We start from the raw sequence: 17,176 nt of genomic DNA, 5'->3' as shown, positions 1-17,176 counted from the left end.
GGCCGGTCCTGCCGGGGGTGTTGTCCGGGGCTGCGGAGAGGTGTAGACCTGGGTGCCGTGTGGGCCCAAAAGGCGCACGGTTGCGTATCGGGGGTCTTCCGGCGATGGATCAAGGACACATATTGGGGCGTGGCGCACGCGTCTTCGGTGCCGTGTGCTGCGCGCTCCTCGCTCTGCTCTCACTCCTGTGGATCGGCCGCGACGTCGACGTCACGGCGAGTCTGCCCGACCTGTGGTGGGCCTGGGCGGGCTCCCCCGAGTCCGCCCCCGAGAGCCACTGGGGCACCTCTCTCTACGACGTCGTCCTCCTCTGCGTGTACGCCGTCGCCGGCGTCACCGCCCTGCAGTCCACCGCCGCCGCGGGCGCCCTCGCCACGGCCGGCGCGGCAACGATCCTGCTGCGCGCCCCCGCGCTGTGGACGCTGACGGCCGACTGGATGCAGAACGTCGACCAGGACCTGCGCAACCGCGCGCTGCTCTCCGCCGGCGTCGCCGTCACGCTCGGCGCGGTGCTCCTCATCTCCGTGGCCGCCGGCCGCCGCCCCGCGGAGTCCGCCGGCTCCGGCTACCTGCTGTCCGACGAGCAGCCGCCGCGCCGCCCCGCCCGCGGGGCCGCGGCCACCGGCACGGTCTTCCTCGCCGTCGCCGCGCTGGCCTTCGCGGCGTGGGAGCTGCGCCAGGCCGCGGTCGTGGGCTGGGACGCGTACGGCAAGCGGCTCACCGGCGAGTACACGACGTACGCGCTGCTGCAGCCGCCGGTCGCGTACGGGAAGTGGGCGACCGCCGCGGTGTGTTTCGTCGCCGCCGTGGCCGCCGCCAAGCGGGCCCCGCTCTCCCGCCCGCTGGGCATGACCGCCGGCGCGTTCGTCCTGGGCTGGGGCGCGGCCGACACCTCCCGGTACCTGAAGGACGAGGTCTTCGAGAACTTCGGCGCCCTCGGCACGGAGCACCAGTTGCAGGCGGGCACCGGAATCGGGCTGCTGCTCGCCGGCTTCGTGATCCTCTTCGCGCTCGCCGGCCGCGGTGAGCGCGACCCCATGGCGGAGCCCCTCCCCCGCTGGCAGGAACCCTCCTCCCAGCCCCCCTGGTGACCGTCCGGCGACAGCCGCTTTCCCGCTCTTTGGCATCCCGGCCACCGCTTCGCGGCGGCGTCCCGCGTGCGACCCCTTCATGCGCCGGTGCGCCGAACGATGCACGGGCACCGATAGTTATGATGCGTGCGCGCGACGGGCATGCATCACGTGGCCTGTCAGATGACCCGACCGCAGGTTCCGGGAGGTGAGCCGAATGGCTCTGTCGATCTCGCTAGTGCTGCTGCTCGCGATCATCGTCTACTTGCTCATCAAGAAGAGTGGCCTGAAGGGCGGGCACGCAGTCGTGTGCATCCTGCTCGGCTTCTACCTCGCCAGCTCTTCGATGGCGCCGACCATCGACGATGTGACACAGAACGTCGCGGGGATGATCGAGAGCATCGATTTCTGACCCGGGGGACCTTCCGTCCGCTCGTCTAGGCTTCCTCCATGAGCAGGGAGCTTCCGACGCGCAGGCTGCTGCTGGTGCACGCGCATCCGGACGACGAGACGATCACCACCGGCGCCACCATGGCGCGGTACGCCGCCGAGGGTGCCCTCGTCACCCTGGTGACGTGTACCCGGGGCGAGGAGGGCGAGGTCATTCCGCCCGCCCTCACCCACCTGGGATCCGGGCGGGACGACACGCTCGGCGCGTACCGGGCGGGCGAACTCGCCGCCGCCATGCGGGCGTTGGGCGTCACCGACCACCGCTTCCTCGGCGGCCCCGGGCGCTTCCGGGACTCGGGCATGCAGGGCCTCGACCGGAACGGCCGCCCCGGCACGTTCTGGTCGGCGGGCGTCGACGAGGCGGCGGGGCTGCTGGTGCCGGTGATCCGCGAGGTACGCCCCCAGGTGCTGGTCACCTACGACCCCCGGGGCGGCTACGGCCACCCCGACCACGTCCAGGCCCACCGCGTGGCCACGCGCGCGGCGGAGTTGGCCGCGGACGCGTCGTACGCCGCGGACGCCGCGGAGCCGTGGGCGGTGGCCCGTGTCTACTGGACCTGCGTCGCGCGCACCACGGCGGAGAAGGGCCTCGCGGAACTGGCCGCGGCGGGCCACCCCTTTCCCGGCACCGCGACCGTCGCGGACCTGCCGGGCGTGGTCGACGACGGTGAGGTCACGGCGGCCGTGACCGGGGGGGCGTACGCGGCGGCGAAGGCGCGGGCGATGGCGGCGCATGCGACGCAGATCACCGTGGCCGACGGCGCCTTCGCGCTCTCCAACGGGCTGGGCCAGCCGATCCTGACCACGGAGCAGTTCCGGCTCGCCGGCGGTGCGGACGCCGCGCGGCGCGATCCGGGCGCCGTGGAGACCGACTTGTTCGCGGAGGTGGCGGCGTGAGCGCCAGGAAACGGACCGTTCGCCCCAAGTCGCCCGCGAGCGGCGGAAACCGGAGCAAGGCGGGTGCCGACGGCGAGCGTACGGGCGGCGGGGGCGCGGAGAAGCGCAGCCGGGCCGGCACCGCCACCGCGAGCTCCCCCGCGCGCCGCCCCGCCGCCCCGCCCCCCGGCAGCGCCCTCGCACGGCCGATGACGCTCAGGCGCGTACTGACGTATCTGGGCGCCCTGCTGCTCGGCGGCCTCGTCGGGTGCGCCGGTTCACTCGTGCAGGGGGCCTGGTCACCGGGCGGCATGCTGCTCGCCCTCGCCGCCGTCGGCGGGCTCTGCTACGGCGCCGGAGTGGCCACCGGAGGCCGCGGCGCCGGCTTCTCGGCGGGCGGCGGCTGGTTCCTCGCGGTGATCGCCGTGTCCCTCAACCGCCCGGAGGGGGACTTCGTCTTCGCCGCCGGACTCGGGCCGCAGCTCTTCATCTTCGGCGGGATGCTGATCGCTGTGATCTGCACCACCTTGCCGCGGCTGCTCGCGGTGGCCGAACCGCCGTCCCGACTCCCCGAGTGACGTGCTCTGTTGGGCATCGGATGCTGTCAAGTACGCCTTCGCGCGGGTTGCCGAATGCGGTTGTCGGGCCTCAGTGTCGGAGCGGACAAGTATGGTGGTGCGCGCCGCCGAGCTGCCCGCGGGTGCCATGACGGGCGGCGGAGCACTACGGGAGACCTGCCGTGAGCCGAGAGAATGACAGTCCGCCATCCGGTCCCGAGGGACGCGGCGACGCCGCCTATCCGTCGGGGACCCCGCCGTACGCGGGACCGGACTCACCGACCGCCAGGCCCGCGCCCGCTCCGGGCACGAGGACGGGCCGGGACGGCGACGCGGGCGGTCCCACGACCGAGACGACGCTGACGACCCGGATCCGGATCAACATCCCGGGCTCCCGGCCGATCCCGCCCGTCGTGGTCCGCCAGCCCCTCGAAGCCGGGGCGGAGGAGCCCGACACCTCCGGTGCCGGAGTCCCCGCGCCGGCCCCCGGTCCCGCGGAGGCCGCGGCGGCGGCGAACGGGCCGGGCGGCGGTGGCGGCAACGCCAAGCCGGCGACGAGCGACTGGTTCGCCCCCCGCAAGACGTCGAAGGACCCGGCGCCCGCCCAGGGCGCACCCGAGGCCGCACCGGCGCCCCCGCCCGCGCAGCCCCCGATGACGCCGCCCTCCGGCCCGACGGGCACGACGGACGGCGCCGGGATGCAGTTCCCCGCCTTCGCACCGCCCGGCGACGCCGGCGCGCCGATGGACACCCCGCCGGCCGGCGTCCCGCAGGCACACCCGGCGCCCGGGGACACCGGCTCGGTGGACGTACCGGTGAGCGAGAGCGGGCACGGCTTCGCCGGGGACGACCCGGCCAACGCCCTGCCCGTACGCCCCGCTCCGGCCGGCGGCACCCCGCGCGGCCTCGGCGGCCCGCCCGGGGGTGTGCCCTCGGGCCCGACGTCGGGCCCCGCCACCGGCAGCATGCCGCTCAAGCCCGCCGGCCCGGCCGCCGGCCGTACCCTGCGCGGCTCCGCCGCACCGCAGGCCCCCACCGGCGGCATGGGCGACACCGCCGTCGGCGGCATCCCCGCGGTGCCGCCCGGCCCGGAGCCCACTCCGGCGCACGGCGTGCCGCGGGGCCCCGGGCACACCCCCGCCCACGGCGTGCCGCAGACCGGCCCGCACGGCCCGGGTCCCGGGCACACCCCGGCGCACGGCGTCCCGCAGGCCGGCCCGCACGGCTCGCAGTACCCGCAAGAGGCCGCGTCCGTACCGGGGTTCACCCCCCGGCAGCCGCCGCCCGGCGCCGTGCCGCCCCCCGGCCCCGTACCCGTACCGGGCGGCGACGGGCCGCCCGTGCCGCCGCCCGCCCCTGCCTCCGCCGCCCGCTCCCGCTCCGGGAGCCCGTCGGGACGGGCCCGCGGCGACCGCAAGAAGCTCGCCGTCATGGCCGGCGCCGGCGTCTTCGGGGTGCTCTGCATCGCGTACGGCGCGGGGCTCGTCCTCAACAACGACGACGTGCCCAAGGGCACGACGGTCCTCGGCGTCGACATCGGCGGCAGTTCCCGCGACCAGGCGGTGGCCAAGCTCGACGCGGCCGTCGAGGAGCGCACGAAGGCGCCGATCGTGCTCCGCGTCGGTGACCAGGAGCAGAAGCTGACGCCGGAGTCGGCCGGCCTCGGCATCGACACCGCGGAGAGCGTCCGCTCGGCGATGGGCAGCGACTACAACCCGGTGTCCGTCATCGGCTCGCTCTTCGGCGGCTCCCGCGAGGTGGACCCGGCGATGGTCGACGACACCGACAAGCTGCGGGCCCAGTTGCAGGAGATCGCCGACGAGGCGGGCGGCGGCCGGGACGGCATGATCCGCTTCGTCGACGGCGAGGCCGTGCCCGTGAAGGGCGAGCCGCACGAGGCCGTGGACGTGGACAAGTCCATGAGCGCGGTGCAGGCGGCGTTCGACGAGCGCGCGGCCGGCGGGGCGAACAAGCCGGTGACGCTGCCGGTCACGCAGCAGGAACCGGCCGTCAGCCAGGCGGAGTTCGACACGGCGATGAACGGCTTCGCCGAGACGGCGATGTCCGGGATGGTCACGGTGCAGGCGGGCGACGCCTACATCCAGTTCAGCCCGGAGCGCTCGATCTCCGAGTTCCTGACGATGCAGGCGACGCCGGACGGCAAGCTGGCGCCGAAGTTCGACCTGGAGAAGCTGGAGACGCTGTACGGCAGCACCTTCCAGGGGCTTCTCGTCCAGCGCGGCGACGGCAGCACGACGGAGATCACGCCGAACGACGTGGCGAGCGCCATGATGGGCCCGCTGCGCGAGACCGACCCGGAGAAGCGGGTGGGGGTCATCGACATCGCGTGACCGCCGTCGGCGGACGACGTACGGGGACGGGCCCCGCGGCAGTGCCGCGGGGCCCGTCCCCGTGGGGGCGGATGGCTCAGGTGTGGGCGCGCCGCTTGCGGGCCACCACGACGGCGCCGGTGCCGAGGGCGGCGAGGCCGCCGATGCCGGAGGCGAGCGGGAGCCAGATGTCGGCGCCGGTGTGGGGCAGTTGGTCGGGCTTCTCGCCGGCGTTGTCGTAGTCGGCCGGGAGCGTGTGGCTGTCGGGCGGCTCGAAGCCGTCGCCCTCGTCGTTCGCCCCGCCGCCGGGCACGGGCTCCTCGTCCTCCGGTACGGGGTTCACCGGCGCGTCGGACGCCGGGGGCCCGGCGTCGGCGGGCGCGGGCGCTTCGGCGGCGGGAGGTTCGGCGGCGGGGGGCTCGGCGGCGGGGGGCTCGGCCGCCGGGGCGTCGGTGTCGGGGAGTTCGGCGGCGGGGAGTTCGGCCGGAGGGACCTCGGCCGGGGCCTCGGCGTCCGGAACCCCCGTCCCCGGAGCCTCGCCCCCGGGCACCTCGGCACCGGGCACCTCGCCCCCGGGCACCTCTGCCCCGGGCTGCTCGGCACCCGGCACCGCGCCCCCGGGAACCTGCGCCCCGTCGTGATCCGGCTCGGCGGGCTCCGTACCCGGGCGGGGCCGTGTGCCGCCGTCCTGCGGGGCGTCGGCCCCGCCGCCCGGAGTCCCGCCGCCGGTCCCGGGCTCCTTGCAGTCGTCGTCCGGACCCCACGCCCCGGCCCCTTCCGCCACCGCCTCAAGCTCCGCTTCCGCCGCCGCCAACCCGGCCTCGACGTCCTCCGCGGTCTCCCGGACCTCCGCCACGTCCCCGGGCTCATGTGCCTCGCTCACCGGGCCCTCGGTCGCGTGGGCCTGCGGGAGGACGCCCCCGAGGGCGGGACCCGCGCCCAGTACGGCGGCGAGCAGCGCCCCGCTCAGCACACGGAGCCGACGGCGTGACGAACGCTTCATGGTGGGTGTCCCTCTGCTCGGTGACGGGGCATCAGCTACCGACGCCCACCATGACACCGATACGCGATAAAACCGACTAACCAGACTTCCCTACCAGCGGCAGATCGCCCCGTCGGCCTACCCGCCCGTCGCGGGCCGCAGCTTCCCCGGCCCCTCCTCGTCCTCCCACTCCGCCGCGAAGTGGCACGCCGACGGGTGCGCCACCGCCCCCTCCGCGTCCCGGAACCACGGCGGCACGTCCAGCGCCGGGTCCTTCTCCGCGCAGACGGGCTGCGCCTTCCAGCACCGCGTCCGGAACCGGCACCCCGACGGCGGGTTCGCCGGCGACGGCACGTCGCCGGCGAGCAGGATCCGCCCCCGGTCCTCGCGCGCCTCCGGGTCCGGCACCGGCACCGCCGAGAGCAGCGCCTGCGTGTACGGGTGCGTGGCGTGCTCGTAGATCGCCTCGTCGGTGCCGGACTCCACGATCCGGCCCAGGTACATCACCCCGACCCGGTCCGAGATGTGCCGTACCACCGACAGGTCGTGCGCGATGAAGATGTACGACAGGTGGAACTCGTTCTGCAGCCGCTCCAGCAGGTTCACCACCTGCGCCTGCACGGACACGTCGAGCGCCGAGACCGGTTCGTCGGCGACGATGATCTCCGGGCGCAGCGCGAGCCCGCGCGCGATCCCGATGCGCTGCCGCTGCCCGCCGGAGAACTGGTGCGGGTAGCGGTTGATGTGCTCGGGGTTCAGCCCGACGACGTCGAGCAGTTCCTGAACGCGCCCCCGCCGGCTGCCCTTCGGCGCGACCTCGGGGTGGACGTCGTACGGCTCGCCGACGATGTCGCCGACGGTCATCCGCGGGTTGAGCGAGGTGTACGGGTCCTGGAAGACCATCTGGATGTTGCGCCGTACGGCCCGCAGCGCGCGCCCGGACAGCCGGGTGATGTCCTCGCCCTTGAACCGGATCAGGCCGGCGCTGGGCTGCTCCAGGTTGACCAGCATCTTGGCGATGGTCGACTTGCCGCAGCCGGACTCCCCGACGATGCCGAGGGTTTCGCCGCGGTGCAGGTCGAAGGAGACGCCGTCGACGGCCTGCACGGCCCCGATCTGCTTGCGGAAGACGATCCCCCGGGTGAGCGGAAAGTGCTTGACCAGGTCGCGCACTTCGAGGATCGCCTCCCCACCCGGCGCGTCCGGCCGGGCCTCGGCCACCTCAGGGCTGGTCATGGAGCTGGTCCTTCCAGAAGTGACAGGCGCGGTGGCCTCGCCGGCCGGGCCGTACCGGGACTCGTCGCCGATCCGTCCGATCGCCGGGCCACGGCACCGGAACGCCGGCGACCGGACACAGGAACGCGGGCGGGGTCACACTCCCCCTCACCAGCTCAGGGCCGGTCATGGAGCTGGTCCTTCCAGAAGTGACAGGCGCTCCCCCGCCCGGGCAGCGGACGGCCGTCGTCGTCCGTCACCTCGTAGAGCGGTGGGCGGTCGGTCACGCAGACGTCCTGGGCGCGCGGGCAGCGGGGGTTGAAGGGGCAGCCCGGGGGGATGGCCAGCAGGCTGGGCGGAGTGCCGCGGATGGCGCTCAGCTCCTGGCCCTTCTGGTCCAGCCGCGGAATGGAGTCCAGCAGCCCGCGGGTGTACGGGTGCGCCGGCGCCTTGTAGAGGTCGTGGACGTGCGCCGTCTCCATGATCCGCCCCGCGTACATCACCGCGATCTTGTCGGCGACGTCCGCGACCACGCCCAGGTCGTGGGTGATGAGGATGAGCCCCATCCCCGTCTCCTCGCGCAACTCCGCGAGCAGGTCCATCACTTGCGCCTGTACGGTCACGTCGAGCGCCGTCGTCGGCTCGTCCGCGATGATCAGCTCGGGCCCGAGCGCCAGCGCCATCGCGATCATGATGCGCTGCCGCATGCCGCCGGAGAACTGGTGCGGGTAGTCGTTGACGCGCTCCCGGGCGGCCGGGATCCGTACCCGCTCCATCAGCTCGATCGACCGCGCCTTCGCCTCCGCGCGGCTCGCGCCGCGGTGCACCCGGAACATCTCGCCGAGCTGAAAGCCCACACTGAGCACGGGGTTGAGCGACGACAGCGCGTCCTGGAAGATCATCGCCATCCGCTCGCCGCGCACCTTGCGCCGCGCCTCGCGGCCCAGCGTCAGCAGGTCCTCGCCCTGGAAGAGCACCTGCCCGCCGGTGACGAATCCGGGCGGCGTGTCGAGGATGCCCATCACGGCCTGCGCGGTCACGGACTTGCCCGAGCCGGACTCGCCGAGCACCGCCAGCGTCTCGCCCGCGGCGACGCTGTACGAGACGCCGTTGACGGCCTTCGCCACCCCCTCCCGGGTGCGGAACTCCACCTGCAGGTCGCGGACGTCGAGCAGCGCGGTCACGGGCACCTCACCTGAGCTTCGGGTCGAGCGCGTCGCGCACCGCGTCGCCGAGCATGATGAACGCCAGCACGGTCAGGCTCAGCGCCCCGGCCGGCCACAGCAGGGCGTGCGGCGCGTTGCGGATCTGGGTGGAGGCGGTGGAGATCTCGCTGCCCCAGGAGATCGTCGGCGGCTTGAGGCCGACGCCGAGGAACGACAGGGTCGCCTCCAGCGCCACGTACGTGCCCAGCGCGATGGTGGCGACGACGATGATCGGCGCGATGGCGTTGGGCAGTACGTGCCGCAGCATGATGCGCCGGGTGGAGGCGCCGAGGGTGCGGGCGGCCTGGACGTAGTCGTTCTGCTTGGCCGTGATCACCGAGCCGCGCGCGATCCGCGCCACCTGCGGCCAGCCCAGCAGCACGATCAGCCCGATCACGGGCCACACGGACCCGCTCTTGATGACGGAGAGGAAGACCAGGCCGCCCAGCAGGATCGGGATGCCGAAGAACACCTCGGTGATCCGGGAGAGGACCGCGTCGCCCCAGCCGCCGAAGTAGCCGGCGAGACCGCCGAGTACGGTGCCGAGGGCGGCGGCCCCGAGGGTGGCCAGGGTGCAGACGGTCAGCGAGGCGCGGGCGCCGTAGACGGTGCGGTTGTAGACGTCGCAGCCCTGGCTGTCGAAGCCGAAGGGGTGGCCGGACTCGGCGCCGAGGTTGCGCTTGGCGATGTCGCAGTTGTACGGGCTGCCGGTGGCGATCACGCTGGGCCACAGGGAGACGAAGATCAGGAAGAGGATCAGCAGCCCGGAGGCGACGAAGACGGGGTTGCGGCGCAGGTCCTGCCAGGCGTCGGACCACAGGCTGCGGGCCGGCTGGTCCGTCCCCGGGATGCCGCCGGCCTCGGCCTGGAGGACGTCGCTGCCGGGCAGCGACTCCGCCTCCTGGGTCCCGATGTCCGCCCGCTGCTTCTCCTCGTAGCGCTCAGGCATAGCGGATCCGGGGGTCGAGGACCGCGTAGAGCATGTCCACCACCAGGTTCGCCAGCAGATAGACGATGACGAGGACGGTCACGAAGCCGACGACCGTGGGCGCGTTCTGCCGCAGGACGCCCTGCCAGAGCTGGAAGCCGACGCCCTGGATGTTGAAGATCCGCTCGGTGACGATCGCGCCGCCCATGAGGTTGCCGATGTCGATGCCGAGGAAGGTCACCACCGGGATCAGGGAGTTGCGCAGCAGGTGGCGCACCGTGATGCGGCGGCGGGGCAGGCCCTTGGCGACGGCGGTGCGGACGTAGTCGGCGCGGGCGTTCTCGGCCACGGAGGTACGGGTCAGCCGGGTGGTGTACGCGAGCGAGACCAGCGCCAGCACCACCGCCGGCAGGACCAGTTCGTTCCACGGCGCCTCGGAGGAGACCGCGGGCTTGACCCAGCCCCACTTGACGCCGAGCAGGTACTGCAGCACGTAGCCGGTGACGAACGTCGGGATGGAGATGACGACCAGCGTGGCGAAGAGCACCCCGCTGTCCACCGCCCGGCCGCGCCGCAGCCCGGAGATGACGCCGAGGGTGACGCCGATGATCATCTCGAAGAGCACGGCGAGCAGGGCGAGCCGGACGGTGATCGGCCAGGCGCGGCGCATCAGGTCCAGCACCGGCTGGCCGTTGAATGCCTGGCCGAAGTCGCCGGAGAAGATGTTGCCCATGTAGAGCAGGTATTGCTGCCACAGCGGCTTGTCGAGGTGGAGGTCCTTGCGGATCTGCGCCGCGGTGGCGGGGTCGGGCGCCCGGTCGCCGAACATGGCGGCGACCGGGTCGCCGAGCGCGTAGACCATGAAGAAGATGAGGAACGTGGTGCCGATGAACACGGGGATCATCTGCAGCAGCCGCCGGATCACGTAACGGCCCATCGGCGCCCCTCCTCTCCTCGCGTGTCCCCCGCTTCCGTCCCTGCCGCGGCGGACCGCGGCGCGTGCGCTACTGGACCTTGACGTCCGGGTAGGAGGGGACGCTGAAGGGGTCGAGGAAGACGTCGCTGACGCGGTCGGAGTGGCCGGCGATCCCGTTCTGGTACCACAGCGGGATCGACGGCACGTCCTTGGCGAGCAGCCGCTCCGCCTCCTGGTACTTCTTGACCGCCGCGGCGGTGTCGTCGGCGGCGTTGGCCTGGTTGATGAGGTCGTCGAACTTCTTGTTGCTGTACTCGCCGTCGTTGGAGGACGCGCCGGTGACGTACGTCGGCGCCAGGAAGTTCTCGATCAGCGGGTAGTCCATCTGCCAGCCGGCCCGGAACGGGCCCTTGAAGCTGCGGTCCACGACCTGGGTGCGGAAGTCCGCGAAGGTGCCGATGGGGTTGACGATGCAGGCGTTCTCCTTGCCGAGCGCCTTGTTGATGCTGTTGCAGACCGCGTCCATCCACTCCCGGTGGGAGCCGGTGTCGACGTTGGACGAGATCGTCACCTTCCCGCCGGGCAGGCCGCCGGCGTCGTCGATCAGCTTCTTGGCCCTCTTGGGGTCGAACGTGCACAGGTCGCCGCAGATCGTGTCGTCGAAGCCGCCCTTCTCGCCGATGACCGGGGAGGTCCAGTCCTTGGCGGGGATGCGGGTGTTGTCGTAGATCTGCTTGGTGATCTGTTCGCGGTCGATCGCCATGGAGATCCCGCGGCGCAGGTCCGCGTTGTCGGCGCCGCCCCAGGAGTCGTCGTAGAGCGGGAAGGCCAGGGTCTGGATGATGCCGGCCTCCTGGTTGATGAAGCGGTCGCCGAGGTCGCTCTTGGCGTTGGCGAGCTGGCCGGCGGGCAGCTCGTCGGAGATGTCGAGGTTGCCGGCCTGCAGGTCGGTGAAGGCCGTGTTCTGGTCGGTGTAGACCTTCAGCTCGACGCCGTCGTTCCGGGCCTTGTCGTCGCCCTTGTACTTCTCGTCCTTGACGAGCTTCATCGACGTGCCCTTGGTGTACGAGTCGATCTTGTACGGGCCGTTGCCGATGGGCTTGTCGAGATACGCGGCGTGGTCGTCGAAGAACGCCTTCGGCAGCGGCGCGAAGGCCGGGTAGCCGAGGGTGTCGGGCCAGATGGCGAACTTCTGCGACAGCTTGACGGTGAACGTCCGGTCGTTGACGACCTTCAGGCCGGAGAGCTTCTGCGCGCTCGGCTCGGAGCCCTCGGCGGTCGGGTGGACCTTGTCGTAGCCGTCGATGTACCGGAAGAAGGTGGCGTTGACCTGCCGGTTCTTGATGTTGGCCGCGTAGTTCCAGGCGTCCACGAAGGACGCGGCGGTGACCGGCTCGCCGTTGCTGAACCGGAAGCCCTTCTTGACCTTGACGGTCCAGTTCTTCTGGTCGTCGCTCTTGATGGACTGCGCGAGCATGTTCTTCGGCTCGGCGGTCTTCGGGTCGTAGACGACGAGCCCGCGGGTGATCAGCTTGAGGACCTTGCCGCCCTGGACCTCGTTGGTGTTCGCCGGCTCCAGCGGGTTCTGCGGGTCGCCCCACTGCGCGGTGAAGGTACCTCCGCCGCCTGACGAACCGCCGTCACCGCTGTCACTGCCGCAGCCGGCCGCGGCGAGTGCGGCGCAGACGACGCAGGCGGTCCACGAGGCGCGGGTGGCTCGGCGCATAGGGGTGCCTCCCAAGGGTCCCTAGTATCACTTAAGTGACATAAGACCCCATAAGGGGCGTCCGCGCTTGCGGTGGCACGCCATCGGGGGAGCACAACCCCCCGGATGGAGCGCGCGCCGCGCGCCGGTCCGGAGGGCGGCCGGGTGCCGGGTGTACGCGCTGGGCGTACGTCCGGTGCGTAGGTCCTGCGCTTACGTCCCGTGCCTGCGCCCTGCCCGTACCTTCTCCGCCTGCGGGGCGTTACGCGTGCTTGGCCCGCGAGGCCGCCCGCGCGCGCTCGCGCCCGTCGAGCACCACCTTGCGGATCCGCACCGTGTCCGGCGTGACCTCCACGCACTCGCCGTCGCGGCAGAACTCCAGCGACTGCTCCAGCGACAGCTTCCGCGGCGGGACGATCGACTCGGCGATGTCGGCCGTGGACGACCGTACGTTGCTGAGCTTCTTCTCCTTGGTGATGTTGACGTCCATGTCGTCGGAGCGGGAGTTCTCCCCGACGATCATGCCCTCGTACACCTCGGTGCCCGGCTCGACGAAGAGCGTCCCGCGCTCCTGGAGGTTCGTCATCGCGAACGCCGTCACCGCGCCCGTCCGGTCCGCGACCAGCGAGCCGCTGCTGCGCGTCCGCAGCTCGCCGAACCACGGCTCGTGCCCCTCGAAGATCGAGTGCGCGATGCCCGTGCCGCGGGTCTGCGTCAGGAACTCCGTACGGAAGCCGATGAGCCCGCGCGAGGGCACGACGAACTCCATGCGGACCCAGCCGGACCCGTGGTTCGTCATCGTCTCCATCCGGCCCTTGCGGGCGGCGAGGAGCTGCGTGATCGCGCCGAGGTGCTCCTCGGGCGCGTCGATCGTCATGCGCTCGACGGGCTCGTGGAGCTTGCCGTCGATCTCCTTGGTGACCACCTCGGGCTTGCCGACGGTCAGCTCGAAGCCCTCCCGGCGCATCGTCTCCACCAGGATCGCCAGCGCCAGCTCACCGCGGCCCTGCACCTCCCAGGCGTCGGGGCGCTCGGTGGTCAGCACGCGCAGCGACACGTTGCCGACGAGCTCGCGGTCGAGGCGGTCCTTGACCAGCCGGGCGGTGACCTTGTGGCCCTTGCTCTTCCCGCCGCCGATCCCTTTGCCGACCAGCGGCGAGTTGTTCGTGCCGATCGTCATGGAGATCGCCGGCTCGTCGACGGTGATCAGCGGCAGCGCGACCGGGTTCTCCGGGTCGGCGAGGGTCTCGCCGATCATGATGTCGGTGATGCCGGCGACCGCGCAGATGTCCCCGGGCCCGGCGACCTGCGCGGGGCGGCGGGTGAGCGCGTCGGTCATCATCAGCTCGGTGATCCGCACGTTCTGCACGGTGCCGTCGCGCTTGATCCACGCGACGGTCTGCCCCTTCTTCAGCTCGCCCTGCTCCACGCGCAGCAGCGCGATGCGGCCGAGGAAGTTGTCGGCGTCGAGGTTGGTCACGTGTGCCTGGAGCGGCGCGCCCTCCTCGTACGACGGGGCGGGGACGTAGTCCAGCACGGTGGAGAAGAACGGCTCCAGGCTGTCGCTGTCCGCCGGCACCGTGCCGTCCTCGGGCTGGGTCAGCGAGGCGACGCCGTCGCGGGCGCAGGCGTAGACGATCGGGAACTCGATCTGCTCCTCGTCGGCGTCGAGGTCGAGGAAGAGGTCGTAGGTGTCGTCCACGACCTCGGAGATCCGCGAGTCGGGCCGGTCGGTCTTGTTGATGCACAGGATCACCGGCAGCCGCGCCTGCAGCGCCTTGCGCAGCACGAACCGGGTCTGCGGCAGCGGCCCCTCCGAGGCGTCGACCAGCAGCACGACCGCGTCGACCATGGACAGCCCGCGCTCGACCTCGCCGCCGAAGTCGGCGTGGCCGGGGGTGTCGATGATGTTGATCACCACCGGGTCGCCGCTCTTGGGGTGGTACTTCACCGCGGTGTTCTTGGCGAGAATGGTGATGCCCTTCTCGCGCTCCAGATCCCCGGTGTCCATGACCCGGTCGTCGACGGACTGGAGCTGGTGCTCGGCGAAGGCGCCGGCCTGCTTGAGCATGGCGTCGACCAGGGTGGTCTTGCCGTGGTCGACGTGGGCGACGATGGCGACGTTGCGAATGTCCTGGCGCGTCGGCATGACTGGGCGGTGCTCCCGAACTAGAGGGGGTCAGCCGGGCGATTCGACCTCGGCCGTCCTATCGTACGGGCCCCCTCCCCCACGCCCACGCGTGCCGGTACGGTAGAGCGCCCCATCCGGCCCCCCGCCCCACACGGGCGGCCCCCGCCCCGACCTGGCCCAGGTCCCCGTCCGGACCCCGGCCCACACCCGGGCGAGCGGCGCGTCGCATCGCTCCCGGCCCGGCCCGTGGGGCGCAGCTCCAGCGGTGCCGGGATTCCCGGGCCTCCGCCGGGGAGGGCCACGCGGACGGGTCGATCAGCCCCGCGTACGGCCCGCCGGTGTACGCCCCGCCCCCGGATCCCCGGCGTCGGGTCGCCGCGGCGGCGGAGGGCGTTTGTCAGTTGCGGTAGCCGATGTCCTGGTAGCGGGGGGTGGCGAAGCCGAAGGCGCCGGCGTTGGCGAGGTTGCGGGTGGTGGCGACCAGTTGGGGGCGCTGGTAGAGGGGGATCGAGCCGGCGGCCGCCCAGATGCGGGCGTCGGCGCGGGTGAGGAGTTCCTGGGCCACCTCGTCGTCCAGTTCGGAGACCGCCTGGTCGAAGAGCTGGTCGATCTCGTCGGTGCCGACCCGGGTGTAGTTCTGCTCGACGACCAGGGAGCCGTCGGGGGACGGCACGGGCTTGGCGTAGATCGGGCGGGCGTCGGTCGCCGGGTAGGCGGTGCCCGGCCAGGAGTAGAGCGCGATGTCGTACTCGCCGGCCGCGATGTAGTCCTTGAAGTAGCCCTGCTCCCCGGCCTCCACCACCTCGGTCCGTACGCCGATGTTGTCCATCATCTTCACCACCCGCGAGGCCACCGACCGCAGCTGCTCCGTCCCCGGCCCCTGCGGCACCACGAAGCGGAGCGTCAGCGGCTTGCCGTTCTTGACGAACGGCCGCTGCCGCGGCGGCTGCGCCACGCTCGTCTCCCGCTCCGCCAGCGCCCTGCGCGCCAGCCGGGCCGCCTTCACGGCCTCCTTGTACGCCTTCGAGGACGTGCCGTGCTTCGCCGCCGCCGCCCACAGTTCCGCCTGCCGGCCGAGCGCGACGTTCTGCGCCTGCGCCGGCTGCGTCACCGACAGCGGCACGTCGTACGTCGGCAGCACCGCCCCCGGCTTGTCGTCGCCGGAGTTCGCGCCCTCCGCCCGGTCGCGGTCGGCCCGGCCGTCCCCGCCGTCCCTGTCGCGGGGGCCCTTCGCCTCCGCCTCCTCCGACCGCGGGCCGCCCTTCCAGCCCGCCTCCGCCAGCAGCTTCTGCGCCGCGATCACGTCCTGCGGGCCGAGCGCGGCGCTCTGGTCGCTGTAGCCGGGCTGGCCCGGCATCAGCAGGTGGCTGCCGAGCGGCTTCGCCGGCAGACCGTGCGGGCCGAGGACGCTGCGCGCGAGGGTGCCGCGGTCCACGGCGCGGGCGACGGCGCGGCGTACCCGCTCGTCGGCCAGCGGGCCCGAGCTGCCGTTGAGCGCGAGCTGCGTGTACGCGGGCTCCAGCGCCCGGTGCACCGTGTACGGGCGCGGGCCGGCCTTCGGCAGGCTCACCAGGTCCGCGGGCTTGCCGTCCTGCGACGGGTCGTGCCTTTCGACCTCCACCGTGGCCGCCGCGGCCCTCTCGGCGCGGGCGGCCTCCAGGGCCTCGTCCCGTTCCACCTCGGCGATGTCCAGCCGGCCGGCGTCCAGCGCCTTCTCTCGCCCGGTGCCGCGCGGCAGTTCCTCGAAGACCAGCCGGTCGAGCAGCGCCCGGTCGCCCCACCAGCGGGGGTTGCGCACGAGCGTCACGGACGTCGGCTCGCTCGCGTCGCTCCGGTCCCGCTTCCCCTTCTTCTTGCCGTCCTTCTTCTTGCCGCCCTTCCGGCCGTCCTTCTCGTGCTTGTCCGCCTTCTTGCCGTCCTTGTACCGCTTGCTCTTCCTGTCCTTCTTCCCGCCACCGCCGCGGTCGTCGCCCTTGATCATGAACGGGCCCGCGATCTCCGGCAGTTCCGTCCTCGACCCGTCGTTGAACGCCTCCGGCGTCTTCGTCACGCTCATCGGGTACAGCGGCGAGAACAGCGCCTGCCAGTCCGCGTACGGCTCCTCGAAGACGACCTGTACCTCACCCGGCTCTTCGCCCGCCTCGACCGACTCGATCCGGTCGTAACCGGCGTTGCGCGCCGTCCAGTACGCGCTGTCCTCGCCGTTCAGTGCCAGCCACTGCGCCTCGAAGTCCTCCGCCCCGATCGGCCGCCCGTCGCTCCACACCGCCCTGGGGTTCAGCCGGTAGACCACGCGCTGCTTCGGGCTGCGGTCCTCGACGTCCGCGCTCTCCAGGTAGTCCGGGTCGGCGGTCGGCCTGCCCTGCGCGTCGAGGGTGAACAGCCGCGGCAGCACCGCGCCCGCCACGCGGTCGGTCGCCTCGCCCGCGTCGGCCTGGAAGACGTTGAACGTCTCCGGCGCCCGGTCCACGGCCCAGCGGACCGTGCCGCCGGGCCGGAGCTGCTCGCGGGAGACGGCGGTCACGTCGTGCGCGGAGCCGGCCGCGCTGCCGGGGGAGGTGTCGCAGCCCGCCAGGGGCAGCGTGACGCCCGCCGCGATCAGCACGGCGGTGTAGCGCCTGCGGCTGTGAAGGGACATGCGCGATACCTCCGTGATGCACACTTTTGGCGTCATTTGCCGCTCATCACACTTCTCGTGTCCCGCCACCTAAAACGAGCCCGCCCCGCGCCCCGCGGCGACACGGCGGACGCGCCGTGCAACGCCACCCGTCCGGCCCAGCCGTAGGGACATCGGCCCGTGTGTTTTCCGCA

13 protein-coding genes are annotated in these 17,176 nt (G+C 72.7%); 5 read left to right on the top strand and 8 right to left on the bottom strand.

Annotated elements, in window-relative coordinates; translation table 11 throughout:
• Positions 1 to 122: 122 nt before the first annotated feature.
• From ABGA99_RS06900 to ABGA99_RS06880, 5 genes are all read left to right on the top strand, one after another.
• On the top strand, positions 123 to 1,091 hold the full coding sequence (locus tag ABGA99_RS06900) for a hypothetical protein (protein ID WP_347576233.1): 969 nt from the start codon (positions 123 to 125) through the stop codon (positions 1,089 to 1,091).
• A gap of 196 nt (positions 1,092 to 1,287) precedes the next feature.
• The gene (locus tag ABGA99_RS06895; RefSeq protein ID WP_101421759.1) at positions 1,288 to 1,482 is read left to right on the top strand and encodes a hypothetical protein; all 195 of its coding nucleotides are present in this window, start codon (positions 1,288 to 1,290) and stop codon (positions 1,480 to 1,482) included.
• Positions 1,483 to 1,520: 38 nt separating this feature from the next.
• Positions 1,521 to 2,417: an N-acetyl-1-D-myo-inositol-2-amino-2-deoxy-alpha-D-glucopyranoside deacetylase gene (gene mshB / locus ABGA99_RS06890; protein ID WP_347582315.1), complete on the top strand. Its 897-nt coding sequence runs from the start codon at positions 1,521 to 1,523 to the stop codon at positions 2,415 to 2,417.
• Complete coding sequence (locus ABGA99_RS06885) at positions 2,414 to 2,974, top strand: DUF6113 family protein (protein WP_347576235.1); 561 nt, start codon at positions 2,414 to 2,416, stop codon at positions 2,972 to 2,974. The genes mshB and ABGA99_RS06885 overlap by 4 nt, the downstream gene beginning before the upstream one ends.
• Positions 2,975 to 3,135: 161 nt before the next feature.
• A complete protein-coding gene (locus tag ABGA99_RS06880) occupies positions 3,136 to 5,304 on the top strand; it encodes a hypothetical protein (RefSeq protein WP_347582314.1) in 2,169 nt (722 codons plus the stop codon).
• A 76-nt stretch (positions 5,305 to 5,380) separates the two neighbouring features.
• On the opposite strand, the gene ABGA99_RS06875 is transcribed toward ABGA99_RS06880, so the two are convergent.
• The 8 genes from ABGA99_RS06875 to ABGA99_RS06840 form a co-directional block, all read right to left on the bottom strand.
• Positions 5,381 to 6,286: an LPXTG cell wall anchor domain-containing protein gene (locus tag ABGA99_RS06875; RefSeq protein WP_347582313.1), complete on the bottom strand. Its 906-nt coding sequence runs from the start codon at positions 6,284 to 6,286 to the stop codon at positions 5,381 to 5,383.
• Between the two features lie 117 nt (positions 6,287 to 6,403).
• Entirely contained in the window at positions 6,404 to 7,501 is a 1,098-nt protein-coding gene (locus tag ABGA99_RS06870; protein WP_347576238.1) for a dipeptide ABC transporter ATP-binding protein, read from the bottom strand.
• Between the two features lie 155 nt (positions 7,502 to 7,656).
• Positions 7,657 to 8,664: an ABC transporter ATP-binding protein gene (locus tag ABGA99_RS06865; RefSeq protein WP_347576239.1), complete on the bottom strand. Its 1,008-nt coding sequence runs from the start codon at positions 8,662 to 8,664 to the stop codon at positions 7,657 to 7,659.
• 7 nt (positions 8,665 to 8,671) lie between these two features.
• Positions 8,672 to 9,634 carry an ABC transporter permease gene (locus tag ABGA99_RS06860; protein ID WP_347582312.1) on the bottom strand — a complete coding sequence of 321 codons (963 nt, stop codon included), beginning with the start codon at positions 9,632 to 9,634 and terminating at the stop codon, positions 8,672 to 8,674.
• Positions 9,627 to 10,550 (bottom strand): ABC transporter permease, encoded by a 924-nt coding sequence (locus ABGA99_RS06855; protein ID WP_347576241.1) that lies wholly within the window; start codon positions 10,548 to 10,550, stop codon positions 9,627 to 9,629. Before ABGA99_RS06855 ends, ABGA99_RS06860 begins: the two co-directional genes overlap by 8 nt.
• Before the next feature lie 67 nt (positions 10,551 to 10,617).
• Positions 10,618 to 12,255, bottom strand: coding sequence for an ABC transporter substrate-binding protein (locus ABGA99_RS06850; RefSeq protein ID WP_347576242.1), 1,638 nt, complete (start codon positions 12,253 to 12,255; stop codon positions 10,618 to 10,620).
• A gap of 241 nt (positions 12,256 to 12,496) precedes the next feature.
• Positions 12,497 to 14,383 (bottom strand): translational GTPase TypA, encoded by a 1,887-nt coding sequence (typA, locus tag ABGA99_RS06845; RefSeq protein WP_347576243.1) that lies wholly within the window; start codon positions 14,381 to 14,383, stop codon positions 12,497 to 12,499.
• Positions 14,384 to 14,762: 379 nt separating this feature from the next.
• Entirely contained in the window at positions 14,763 to 17,003 is a 2,241-nt protein-coding gene (locus ABGA99_RS06840; RefSeq protein WP_347582311.1) for an ABC transporter family substrate-binding protein, read from the bottom strand.
• Positions 17,004 to 17,176: the final 173 nt, after the last annotated feature.

It is taken from the genome of Streptomyces sp. B5E4, assembly GCF_039871555.1.
Lineage (GTDB): Bacteria > Actinomycetota > Actinomycetes > Streptomycetales > Streptomycetaceae > Streptomyces.
Note: the sequence above shows the minus strand (reverse complement) of the source record. Positions and strands in the feature narration are given on the sequence as shown.